8 protein-coding genes and 1 other RNA gene are annotated in these 12,361 nt (G+C 58.3%); 6 read left to right on the top strand and 3 right to left on the bottom strand.

Annotated elements, in window-relative coordinates; genetic code table 11:
- Window positions 1-3: 3 nt before the first annotated feature.
- Window positions 4-1,782, bottom strand: coding sequence for a nitrate/nitrite two-component system sensor histidine kinase NarX (narX, locus tag HMPREF3096_RS19895; RefSeq protein ID WP_032741175.1), 1,779 nt, complete (start codon window positions 1,780-1,782; stop codon window positions 4-6).
- Between the two features lie 311 nt (window positions 1,783-2,093).
- On the opposite strand from narX, the gene HMPREF3096_RS19890 reads away from it, so the two are divergent.
- From HMPREF3096_RS19890 to narI, 5 genes are all read left to right on the top strand, one after another.
- Window positions 2,094-3,482, top strand: a complete 1,389-nt coding sequence (locus HMPREF3096_RS19890; RefSeq protein WP_070544551.1) for a NarK family nitrate/nitrite MFS transporter — start codon at window positions 2,094-2,096, stop codon at window positions 3,480-3,482.
- 403 nt (window positions 3,483-3,885) lie between these two features.
- Complete coding sequence (locus tag HMPREF3096_RS19885; protein ID WP_070544550.1) at window positions 3,886-7,629, top strand: nitrate reductase subunit alpha; 3,744 nt, start codon at window positions 3,886-3,888, stop codon at window positions 7,627-7,629.
- Window positions 7,626-9,161 (top strand): nitrate reductase subunit beta, encoded by a 1,536-nt coding sequence (gene narH / locus HMPREF3096_RS19880; protein ID WP_032735940.1) that lies wholly within the window; start codon window positions 7,626-7,628, stop codon window positions 9,159-9,161. Before HMPREF3096_RS19885 ends, narH begins: the two co-directional genes overlap by 4 nt.
- A complete protein-coding gene (gene narJ, locus HMPREF3096_RS19875; protein WP_022064964.1) occupies window positions 9,158-9,868 on the top strand; it encodes a nitrate reductase molybdenum cofactor assembly chaperone in 711 nt (236 codons plus the stop codon). Before narH ends, narJ begins: the two co-directional genes overlap by 4 nt.
- Window positions 9,868-10,545 carry a respiratory nitrate reductase subunit gamma gene (gene narI / locus HMPREF3096_RS19870; RefSeq protein WP_002910189.1) on the top strand — a complete coding sequence of 226 codons (678 nt, stop codon included), beginning with the start codon at window positions 9,868-9,870 and terminating at the stop codon, window positions 10,543-10,545. The genes narJ and narI overlap by 1 nt, the downstream gene beginning before the upstream one ends.
- Here the strand turns inward: narI and HMPREF3096_RS19865 are convergent.
- Window positions 10,542-11,438 (bottom strand): DMT family transporter, encoded by an 897-nt coding sequence (locus HMPREF3096_RS19865; protein WP_008804405.1) that lies wholly within the window; start codon window positions 11,436-11,438, stop codon window positions 10,542-10,544. The genes narI and HMPREF3096_RS19865 overlap by 4 nt on opposite strands.
- 107 nt (window positions 11,439-11,545) lie before the next feature.
- On the opposite strand from HMPREF3096_RS19865, the gene HMPREF3096_RS19860 reads away from it, so the two are divergent.
- Window positions 11,546-11,989: an Lrp/AsnC family transcriptional regulator gene (locus tag HMPREF3096_RS19860; RefSeq protein ID WP_004152249.1), complete on the top strand. Its 444-nt coding sequence runs from the start codon at window positions 11,546-11,548 to the stop codon at window positions 11,987-11,989.
- Window positions 11,990-12,154: 165 nt separating this feature from the next.
- Here HMPREF3096_RS19860 and HMPREF3096_RS19855 read toward each other — a convergent pair.
- A non-coding RNA gene (locus HMPREF3096_RS19855) (RtT sRNA) lies at window positions 12,155-12,287 on the bottom strand.
- Window positions 12,288-12,361 lie beyond the last annotated feature (74 nt).

Raw genomic sequence — 12,361 nt, 5'->3', positions numbered from 1 at the left:
TCCTTATTGGATGGAAAACGTTTTTTCCGGGATAAACGTGACGATCACTTCGGTTCCGCCGGTTTCCCGGCGTCGTACCTGACAGTCACCGCGCAAGCTCTGGGCGCGATCCCGCATAATAATTAAACCATAATGGTTACTCCGCTCGGCGTGATCCGGCACGCCGCGGCCGTTATCCGCCACCACCAGACGGACCTGATTATCGCGTTGTGACACCGTCACGGTCACTTCCGTCGCGCTGGCATGCTTCAGGGCGTTGCTTAACGCTTCGCGGGCGATCTGCAGCAGGTGAATGGCCTGATGCGACGGCACAAAGCGCGGCGGAAGCTGATAATCAAGCTGTACCGTAAAGCCGAAGTGGGCGCTGTACTCCTGACAGCTGGCCTCCAGCGCCGGGCGCAGTCCCGGCTCGGTCAGTTGCAGGCGGAAGGTGGTTAACAGCTCCCGCAACTGGGCCCAGGAGGTATTCAGCTCGTTGCGTATCTGCCCCAGCAGCTGGCGGCTCTCCGCCGGTAAGGCGTCGCCCTGCATCTGCAGACAGCTGACCTGCATCTTCATACAGGACAGCGACTGGGCGATGGAGTCGTGCAGCTCGCGGGCGATAGTGGCCCGCTCTTCCATGACGATCAGCTGCTGCTGTTTCTCCTGATGGCGGTCCAGCGCCAGGGTACTGGTCAGTTGTTCCACCAGGGTATCCACCAGTTGCTGCTGATCGTGGCTGAGATGGCGGCCAACCGGCAGCGTCGCCAGCAGAATGCCGTACTGATTATGCGCATCCGACAGCCGCCACTTCAGCGTTGTTCCGCCATCCGGCAGCGGGGGCAGATTGCGTGGGCAGAGGTAGCAGCCTTTATCATCACATTCATAATCCGAGTGGCAGGTAAACTCCTGGTGATTATCTTCGTCTTCCAGGTCGTAAACCCGTACCTCGATATCGCGCAGCAGCGTCAGACCCTGCAGGCCATTCAGTACCGGTGAAATCCGCTCGCAGAGCGGGGCGCTGGCATGCAGCCGGCGATTGGCCTGCCATAAGAAAGCAAGGATCTCGTTCTTCTGTTCCAACCCGGCGGTCTTCTCCTGCACCCGCCGCTCGAGCACCGCGTAGCTTTCCGCCAGCTCTTCCGACATGTTATTCAGCGCCATGCCGAGGGTCGCCATTTCGTTACGCCCGCTGATGTGCGCGCGCTGGGTGAAATCGCGCTGGCTGACCGCCCGCGCCATGCCCAGCAGCTGTTTCCACGGCCGCAGTAGACGGGCGCGTAACCAGATGATGGTAAAAATCAGCAGCAGCGCCATACCAATGGCGAGAATGCGATGGATCCAGACTACCCGCTCGATACGCTGCTCGGTGGTGTGGTCGAATGCGGTGACCAGCTGGTCGATACGATCGACAAAGTCGGCGACATCCTGGGCCACTTCCGCCTGGTTAACCGCACGCTGCATGCCGGGGGCCAGCGCCTGCTGCCAGTATTGCTGCAGCGCTTTTAACTGTTGTTCCTGGCCGTCGCGGCGGGCGGAATTCTGCAGCTCGGGGCTGAAGACGGTGGCGGTCATGTCCGCCACCAGCTTTTGATCGTTTTCATTCAGCGGGATCGCCGCCAGCAGCCGGTAGCTTTGCATACGCAATGAACCGGCCTTGTTAATCGCGTGAGCGCTGCCCTGGACGCCGTTCACCAGACGCGCGGAGATCGCCATGCCGGCGACGCCAATAATGGTGGCGAGCAGCACGATTAACGCCAGTTGATTGACCAGCGTCAGCGGAGTAAAAAGACGTTTTAACATGGAATGCGTGGCTCCTGACCGGTGATCTCTCCGGGAGTGGCGCTTATTCTCGGCTATCCCCTGGAGTATACCCATACCCCTAAAGAGTTACTCCTTAATTGTCGGTGGTAGGCGCTATTGGGGGTGGGGTTATACGCAACCCGGCAGCCGCGTGAAAAACCACACTTTTTTCCTCACCTTTCTCTACTCACTTCGGAGCATGGTTTATTTTTGCACAAATTAGTGCGCGCTTTTCCTTTGATTTATATCAACTTACCGCCCCGGGCAACCCCTAAGGTAGCGGCAGGAAATATGAATAATCAGAGGTATCTATGAGTCAATCTTCCCTCCCGGAGAAGGCTAACCGCTCGGTCATTACCGACTGGCGCCCTGAAGATCCTGAATTCTGGCAACAGCGCGGTCACCGTGTGGCGAGCCGTAATCTATGGATCTCCGTTCCCTGTCTGTTACTGGCGTTCTGCGTATGGATGTTGTTCAGCGCCGTCGCCGTTAATCTCAACAAAGTGGGCTTTCAGTTTACGACCGATCAGCTGTTTATGCTGACCGCGCTGCCGGCGCTGTCTGGCGCCTTATTGCGCGTGCCTTACGCTTTCATGGTGCCGCTGTTCGGCGGCCGTCGCTGGACGGCATTCAGCACCGGGATCATGATTATTCCGTGCGTCTGGCTGGGCTTTGCGGTCCAGGATACTTCCACGCCGTTTAGCGTCTTCGTGATTATCTCGCTGCTGTGCGGCTTCGCCGGGGCCAACTTTGCCTCCAGTATGGCTAACATCAGCTTCTTCTTCCCGAAAGCGAAGCAGGGCGGGGCGCTCGGCGTCAATGGCGGCCTTGGTAATATGGGCGTCAGCGTGATGCAGCTGGTCGCGCCGCTGGTGGTGTCGGTCTCAGTGTTTGCCTTTTTTGGCGGGACCGGCAGCGAGCAGCCGGACGGCTCAATGCTGTATCTGGAAAACGCCGCGTGGATCTGGGTACCTTTCCTGATTATTTTCACCCTGGCGGCGTGGTTCTTTATGAACGACCTGTCGGCTTCTAAAGCCTCGCTGAGCGAACAGCTGCCGGTGCTCAAACGCCTGCACCTGTGGATTATGGCGCTGCTCTATCTGGCCACCTTCGGCTCCTTCATCGGATTCTCCGCCGGCTTCGCCATGCTGTCGAAAACCCAGTTCCCGGACGTGCAGATCCTGCACTACGCCTTCTTCGGCCCCTTTATTGGCGCGCTGGCGCGTTCGATGGGCGGGACGATCTCCGATCGTCTCGGCGGGACTCGCGTGACGCTGGTCAACTTCGTGGTGATGGCTGTCTTCTGCGCGCTGCTGTTCCTGACCCTGCCGACTAACGGCCAGGGCGGCAACTTCATCGCCTTCTTCGCGGTGTTCATGGTGCTGTTCCTGACCGCCGGGCTGGGGAGCGCCTCCACCTTCCAGATGATCTCCGTGATCTTCCGTAAGCTGACCATGGACCGCGTGAAGGCCCAGGGCGGCAGCGAAGCGCAGGCGATGCGCGAGGCGGCGACCGATACTGCGGCGGCGCTGGGCTTTATCTCCGCTATTGGCGCCATCGGCGGCTTCTTTATTCCAAAAGCATTCGGTATCTCGCTGGATCTGACCGGTTCGCCGGCCGGCGCGATGAAAATCTTCCTGATCTTCTATATCGCCTGCGTGATCATCACCTGGGCGGTATACGGCCGTAAGCGTCAGTAATCCGCCGCGTTCATCATGACGTGAAAAGGCGCGCTCCCAGGGCGGCGCCTTTTTTTACATTACTCGTTAGTTACAACATACTAATGGATGATTTGATTCATATTGGCCACAGAGCCGGGAAGGGATGGCTTGCCAGCGAAACGGCTCTACCCCTTAATACCTCCTTTGTTAACAAATCCTTCCATGATGACGGCTTTTTAGGAAAAAAAGCTTATAAAACATAAAATTAAAAAATAGCATCTCATACCACCTTGGTGGTAATCGCAGTTTCCCTCCGCTTTAGCAAGCCAGTCCGGATTGATCGCCATCAATTCTCGCCCTCTTTCATAGCGTTACCTTCGCTGCAAATCCAGCAATGTCGATTTATCAGAGAGCCGTCAGGCTCCATATCAGGAGAAACCCGATGAGTAAATTCCTGGACCGGTTTCGCTACTTCAAACAGAAGGGTGAAACCTTTGCCGATGGGCACGGCCAGCTTCTAAACACCAACCGGGACTGGGAGGATGGATACCGTCAACGTTGGCAGCATGACAAAATTGTGCGTTCCACTCACGGTGTCAACTGCACCGGCTCATGCAGCTGGAAGATTTATGTGAAAAACGGTCTGGTGACCTGGGAAACGCAGCAGACTGACTACCCGCGCACCCGTCCGGACCTGCCGAACCACGAACCACGCGGTTGCCCGCGCGGCGCCAGCTACTCCTGGTATTTGTACAGCGCGAACCGCCTGAAATACCCGCTGATGCGTAAACGTCTGATGAAGATGTGGCGGGAAGCGAAAGTTCAGCATAGCGATCCGGTTGAGGCATGGGCCTCGATTATTGAAGACGCCGACAAAGCCAAAAGCTTCAAACAGGCTCGCGGTCGCGGCGGGTTTGTCCGCTCCTCCTGGCAGGAAGTGAATGAGCTGATTGCCGCCTCCAACGTCTATACCGTCAAAACTTACGGTCCGGACCGCGTGGCCGGTTTCTCGCCGATCCCGGCGATGTCGATGGTTTCCTACGCCTCCGGCGCCCGTTATCTGTCGCTGATCGGCGGCACCTGCCTGAGCTTCTACGACTGGTACTGCGACCTGCCGCCAGCTTCGCCGATGACCTGGGGCGAACAGACCGACGTCCCCGAATCGGCGGACTGGTATAACTCCAGCTACATTATCGCCTGGGGCTCCAACGTGCCGCAGACCCGTACCCCGGATGCCCACTTCTTTACCGAAGTCCGCTACAAAGGCACTAAAACCGTGGCGATCACCCCGGACTACGCCGAAATCGCCAAACTCTGCGATCTGTGGCTGGCGCCGAAGCAGGGTACCGATGCCGCGATGGCGCTGGCGATGGGCCATGTGATGCTGCGTGAGTTCCATCTCGATAAGCCGAGCCAGTATTTCACCGATTATGTGCGCCGCTATACCGACATGCCGATGCTGGTGATGCTCGAGGAGCGCGACGGTTATTACGCCGCAGGCCGTACGCTGCGCGCCTCCGACCTCGTGGATTCTCTTGGTCAGGAGAACAATCCGGAATGGAAAACCGTCGCCTTTGACGAGAAGGGCGACATGACCGTACCGAACGGTTCCCTCGGATTCCGCTGGGGCGACAAAGGCAAATGGAACCTCGAACAGCGCGACGGTAAAACTGGCGAAGAGATTGAGCTGCGTCTGAGCCTGCTGGGCAGCCATGATGAAGTGGCGAACGTCGGCTTCCCGTACTTCGGCGGCGAAGGTTCTGAGCACTTCAACAAAGTCGACCTCGAAAATATTCTGCTGCACAAACTGCCGGCCAAACGCCTGCAGTTGGCCGACGGCTCCACCGCTCTGGTGACCACCGTTTACGATCTGACCATGGCCAACTATGGCCTGGAACGCGGTCTGAACGATGAAAACTGCGCCACCGGCTACGATGACATGAAAGCCTACACCCCGGCCTGGGCGGAGAAGATCACCGGCGTCTCCCGCGCGCACATTATCCGCACTGCACGTGAATTTGCCGATAACGCCGATAAGACCCATGGTCGCTCGATGATTATCGTCGGGGCGGGCCTCAACCACTGGTTCCACCTCGACATGAACTACCGCGGCCTGATCAATATGCTGGTCTTCTGCGGCTGCGTCGGTCAGAGCGGCGGCGGTTGGGCGCACTATGTGGGCCAGGAAAAACTGCGTCCGCAGACCGGCTGGCAGCCGCTGGCATTCGCCCTTGACTGGCAGCGTCCGGCACGTCACATGAACAGTACCTCGTACTTCTATAACCACTCCAGCCAGTGGCGTTATGAAACCGTGACCGCGCAGGAACTGCTGTCGCCGATGGCGGATAAATCCCGTTACAGCGGCCACCTGATCGACTTTAACGTGCGCGCAGAGCGCATGGGCTGGCTGCCGTCTGCGCCGCAGTTAGGGGTGAACCCGCTGCGTATCGCTGATGAAGCGAAAAAAGCCGGCATGACCCCGGTGGATTACACCGTGAAGTCGTTGAAAGAGGGCTCGATTCGCTTTGCGGCCGAGCAGCCGGAAAATGGTAAAAACCACCCGCGTAACCTGTTTATCTGGCGCTCCAACCTGCTGGGCTCCTCCGGTAAAGGCCATGAGTATATGCTCAAGTACCTGCTGGGTACCGAGAACGGCATTCAGGGCAAAGACCTCGGCAAGCAGGGCGGCGTGAAGCCGGAAGAAGTCGAATGGCGGGATAACGGCCTCGACGGCAAACTGGATCTGGTGGTGACCCTCGATTTCCGTCTGTCGAGCACCTGTCTCTACTCCGACATCGTGCTGCCGACCGCCACCTGGTACGAAAAAGACGACATGAATACCTCGGATATGCATCCGTTTATTCACCCGCTGTCGGCCGCCGTTGACCCGGCCTGGGAATCGAAGAGCGACTGGGATATCTATAAAGGTATCGCGAAGAAATTCTCTGAAGTCTGCGTGGGCCACCTCGGCAAAGAAACCGACGTCGTCACGCTGCCGATCCAGCACGACTCCGCCGCGGAAATGGCGCAGCCGCTGGATGTCAAAGACTGGAAAAAAGGCGAATGCGATCTCATCCCGGGGAAAACCGCGCCGCATATTATTCCGGTTGAGCGTGATTACCCGGCGACTTACGAACGTTTCACCTCGATCGGTCCGCTGCTGGAAACCATCGGCAACGGCGGAAAAGGCATTGCCTGGAACACCCAGAGCGAGATGGACCTGCTGCGTAAGCTCAACTACACCAAGGCGGAAGGCCCGGCGAAAGGCCAGCCGAAGCTGGAAACGGCCATCGACGCCGCGGAAATGATCCTCACCCTGGCGCCGGAGACCAACGGTCAGGTGGCGGTGAAGGCGTGGAAAGCGCTGAGCGAGATCACCGGTCGCGAGCACGCGCACCTGGCGCTGAACAAAGAAGACGAGAAGATCCGCTTCCGCGATATTCAGGCGCAGCCGCGGAAGATTATCTCCAGCCCGACCTGGTCTGGCCTGGAAGATGAACATGTCTCCTATAACGCTGGGTATACCAACGTTCACGAGCTGATCCCGTGGCGGACGCTGTCCGGCCGTCAATCGCTGTATCAGGATCATCAGTGGATGCGCGACTTTGGTGAAAGCCTGCTGGTCTATCGTCCGCCAATCGACACCCGTTCGGTGAAAGCGGTGATGGGCGAGAAGTCCAACGGCAACCCGGAGAAGGCGCTGAACTTCCTGACCCCGCACCAGAAATGGGGTATCCACTCGACCTACAGCGATAACCTGCTGATGCTGACCCTGTCGCGCGGCGGGCCGATCGTCTGGATGAGCGAAGCGGATGCGAACGATCTGGGTATCGAAGATAACGACTGGATTGAAGTGTTTAACGCCAACGGCGCCCTGACGGCGCGCGCGGTGGTGAGCCAGCGTGTACCGGCCGGGATGACCATGATGTATCACGCGCAGGAACGCATCGTGAACCTGCCGGGATCTGAAATCACCGGTCAGCGCGGGGGGATCCACAACTCCGTCACCCGCATTACGCCAAAACCGACCCACATGATCGGCGGCTACGGCCACCTGGCCTATGGCTTTAACTACTACGGTACCGTCGGCTCCAACCGCGATGAGTTTGTAGTGGTACGTAAGATGAAGAACATTAACTGGTTAGACGGCGAAGGCAACGACCAGGTACAGGAGAGCGTAAAATGAAAATTCGTTCACAAGTCGGCATGGTGCTGAATCTCGATAAGTGCATCGGCTGCCATACCTGTTCGGTGACCTGTAAAAACGTCTGGACCAGCCGGGAAGGGATGGAATACGCCTGGTTCAACAACGTGGAGAGCAAACCTGGCGTTGGCTTCCCGAACGACTGGGAAAACCAGGAAAAATGGAAGGGCGGCTGGATCCGCAAAATCAACGGTAAACTGCAGCCGCGCATGGGCAACCGCGCGATGCTGCTGGGTAAAATCTTCGCCAACCCGCATCTGCCGGGGATCGATGATTACTACGAGCCGTTTGATTATGACTACCAGAATCTGCACAACGCGCCGGAAAGCAAGCATCAGCCGATCGCTCGTCCGCGCTCGCTGATCACCGGCCAGCGGATGGACAAGATCACCAGCGGTCCGAACTGGGAAGAGATCCTCGGCGGCGAGTTCGAAAAACGCGCCAAAGATCAGAACTTCGACAACATGCAGAAGGCGATGTACGGTCAGTTCGAAAACACCTTCATGATGTATCTGCCGCGCTTGTGCGAGCACTGCCTGAACCCGGCCTGCGTCGCGACCTGCCCGAGCGGCGCCATCTATAAGCGCGAAGAAGACGGCATCGTACTGATCGACCAGGACAAGTGCCGCGGCTGGCGGATGTGTATCACCGGCTGTCCGTACAAGAAGATCTATTTCAACTGGAAGAGCGGGAAATCCGAGAAATGCATCTTCTGCTACCCGCGTATTGAATCCGGAATGCCGACGGTGTGCTCCGAAACCTGCGTGGGCCGTATCCGCTATCTCGGCGTCCTGCTGTATGACGCAGATGCGATTGAAAACGCCGCCAGCACCGAGAACGAGAAAGATCTGTATCAGCGCCAGCTGGATGTGTTCCTCGATCCAAACGATCCAAAAGTAATTGAACAGGCGTTAAAAGATGGCGTACCGCAGGGGGTCATTGAGGCTGCGCAGCAGTCGCCGGTCTACAAAATGGCGATGGACTGGAAGCTGGCCCTGCCGCTGCACCCGGAATATCGCACCCTGCCAATGGTCTGGTACGTGCCGCCTCTGTCGCCAATTCAGTCGGCTGCGGACGCTGGCGAATTGGGTAGCAACGGTATTCTGCCGGACGTGGAAAGCCTGCGTATTCCGGTGCAATACCTGGCGAACCTGCTGACCGCAGGCGATACCCAGCCGGTCCTGCTGGCCCTGAAACGCATGCTGGCGATGCGCCACTATAAGCGTGCGGAAACCGTTGACGGCGTCGTCGATACCCGCGCGCTGGAAGCGGTGGGGCTGAGCGAAGCGCAGGCCCAGGAGATGTACCGCTATCTGGCGATCGCTAACTACGAAGATCGTTTCGTGGTGCCGAGCAGCCACCGTGAACAGGCGCGAGAAGCGTTTCCGGAGAAAAACGGCTGCGGCTTCAGCTTTGGCGATGGCTGCCACGGCTCGGACAGCCAGTTCAACCTGTTCAACAGCCGTCGCATCGACGCTATCGACGTGACCAGCAAAACGGAGCCGCACGCATGATTGAACTCGTGATTATGTCGCGTCTGCTCGAATACCCTGACGCTGCCTTATGGCAGCATCAGCAGGAGATGTTCGAGGCGCTCGCGTCATCAGAGAAACTCAGCAAAGAGGATGCCCACGCGCTGGGCGTTTTCCTGCGCGATTTAGTGGCTCAGGATCCGCTGGACGCCCAGTCGGCCTATAGCGAATTGTTTGACCGCGGCCGCGCCACCTCGCTGCTGCTGTTTGAACATGTCCACGGCGAATCCCGCGATCGCGGACAGGCGATGGTGGATCTGATGGCGCAGTATGAGCGCCACGGTCTGCTGCTTGACAGCCACGAGCTGCCGGATCATCTGCCGCTGTATCTGGAGTATCTGGCGCAACTGCCGGAAGAGGAAGCGCTCGGCGGCCTGCGGGACGTTGCGCCGATCCTCGGCCTGCTCAGCGCGCGCCTGCAGCAGCGCGAAAGTCGCTATTCGGTGCTGTTCGAGCTGTTGCTGAAGCTGGCCAATACCCAGGTCGACAGTCAGAAGGTGGCGGAGAAGATTGCCGACGAGGCGCGCGACGATACGCCGCAGGCGCTGGATGCGGTCTGGGAAGAAGAACAGGTCAAATTCTTTGCCGACCAGGGCTGCGGCGAGTCGGAAATTTCCGCTCACCAGCGTCGTTTTGCCGGAGCCGTAGCCCCGCAATATCTGAATATCTCTAACGGAGGACAGCAATAATGCACTTCCTGAATATGTTCTTCTTTGACATTTATCCGTACATTGCGGGCTCGGTGTTTCTGATCGGCAGCTGGCTGCGCTATGACTATGGCCAGTACACCTGGCGCGCCGCCTCCAGCCAGATGCTGGATCGTAAGGGGATGAACCTGGCGTCGAACCTGTTCCATATCGGCATCCTGGGTATTTTCGCCGGCCACTTCCTCGGCATGCTGACCCCGCACTGGATGTATGAGTCCTTTCTGCCGATCGACGTCAAGCAGAAGATGGCGATGATCGCCGGCGGCGCCTGCGGCGTGATGACCCTGGTGGGCGGGTTACTGCTGCTCAAGCGTCGTCTGCTCAGCCCGCGCGTTCGCGCCACCACCACCGGAGCGGATATTCTGATCCTCTCCTTGCTGATGGTGCAGTGTGCGCTCGGCCTGCTGACGATCCCATTCTCAGCCCAGCATATGGACGGCAGTGAAATGATGAAGCTGGTTGGCTGGGCACAGTCGGTGGTGACGTTCCACGGCGGCGCGTCGCAGCATCTGGATGGCGTGGCGTTTATTTTCCGCGTTCACCTGGTGCTGGGCATGACCCTGTTCCTGCTGTTCCCGTTCTCCCGTCTGGTTCATATCTGGAGCGCGCCGGTCGAATACCTGACGCGCAAATACCAGATTGTCCGCGCCCGTCGCTAACTGGCCTGCGATTGCTCACTGACCCCGCCGCGGCGGGGTTTTTTTTCGCCCCAGCCGAGGTTATTCCCTGCGGCGGCAAACAGAATAAGCATTCCGCCAATCAACTGCACAGGGGTCAACGCATGGTGGAAGACCAGATAGTCGACCACCATTGCCACCAGCGGATAAATAAAGGAGAGCGAACCGGTAATGGGCGTCGGCAGTTTCTGTATCGCGCTATATAAAAGCTGATACATGATCCCGGTATGGACGATGCCGAGGATCAGCAGATAGCGCCAGGGGAAGCTGGCCGTCCATTCGGGGGCATGCACCAGCGGCAGCAGCATCACGACGCCAACGAGCACCTGAATAAAGGCGATATGCTGCGCGGGGAGCGGATGCAGTTTGCGCGCGATAATGGCGGTCAGGGCATAGAAGAATGCCGCGCCCAGCGCCAGCAAAACCCCGGTGGTAAGCCCCTCTCCATGCGCAGACGTCAGCTCGCTTGACAACAGGATCACTACGCCGCCAAAGGCCAGCAGTAGCCATCCCCATTTCACGGCGCTGACCCGTTCCCCCAGCACCATCCCCATCAGTACCAGCATAAACGGCTGGGTGTTATAGACCACGGTGGCCATACCGATTGAGATCCGCGAATAGGCGGCAAACAGCAGCAGCCAGTTGACGACCAGCGCCGCGCCGCCAATCACTGCCAGAGCGAGAGTGAAACGCGTTAGCCGGCTGAAGGGCTGGCCGCTTAACACGATAAACACCAGCAAGGTTAGCGCGCCAATCAGGCAGCGCCAGAACACCACATCCATCACCGGCAAACCAGAGAGCAGCACGAACGCGCCGATCGAGCCGGAGATTATCATTGCCAGGCTCATTTGCCAGACGCCGCGGGTAAGTTGCATTTTTCACCTCCATCATTTTTCAGTTATTGTGCGAAAAACCCTGACAGGGTGATATGGCTGAATTAAGGTAGAAAGACGCGAATGCCTTTTATAATTAGGTGAAAAACATGAATGACGTACTTGATGAAATTGACCGGGCCATCCTCACTTGCCTGACTCAGGATGCCAGAGTCTCGCTAAAGGTATTGAGCGCGCGAGTAGGGCTGACCTCACCGAGCACGGCCGAGCGGGTGAAGCGCCTGGAGGAGCGGGGCGTCATTCAGGGCTATGGGGCGCGGGTGAATCTCGCCGCGCTGGGCTACAGCCTCCAGGCGCTGGTGCGGGTCCGGCCGCTGCCTGGGCTGCTGCAGAAAGTGGATAAATATATCCAGGCGATGCCGGAATGCATTGAAAGTGACAAAGTGACCGGGGAAGATTGTTTCGTGATGCGCCTCGTGGTGCGCGATATTGCCCAGCTGGATACCCTGCTGGACGGTCTGGCCGAGTATGCGCAGTGTAACACCTCGGTGGTGAAAAGCTCGCCGGTAAAAAGGCGTTTGCCACCGCTGTGAGTTTCCCGGAGGCGGTGCTGCGCACCTGTCCGGGCTACCAGACGGCGCCACCTGTAGCCTCGCTAAGCGAAGCGCGAGCGAGGGGGTAGCAAAACAGTGCTTGTAGCCTCGCTAAGCGAAGCGCGAGCGAGGAGGTAGCAGTACAGGTGGTTGCAGAGAGCGCGAGAATAGAGGGGGAAGGATAACTCGTCGCTATCGCTCCTCGCCCTTCGGGCCGTTGCCTGCGGCAACGTTCTCTCGCTGGCGCTCGAGTCGAACCTTGGTCGAAGCTTCTCATCCTTCCCGGTAGGGCAGAATATAGAATATCGTAGGTTGATTAAGCTGGGCATGACATGGGGAGATGGTGGTGGGGGAAGGATAACTCGTCGCTAT

This window comes from Klebsiella sp. HMSC25G12 (genome assembly GCF_001807705.1).
GTDB lineage: Bacteria > Pseudomonadota > Gammaproteobacteria > Enterobacterales > Enterobacteriaceae > Klebsiella > Klebsiella variicola.
The sequence above is the reverse complement of the archived record's forward strand: the minus strand, read 5'-3'. Positions and strand labels throughout refer to the sequence as shown.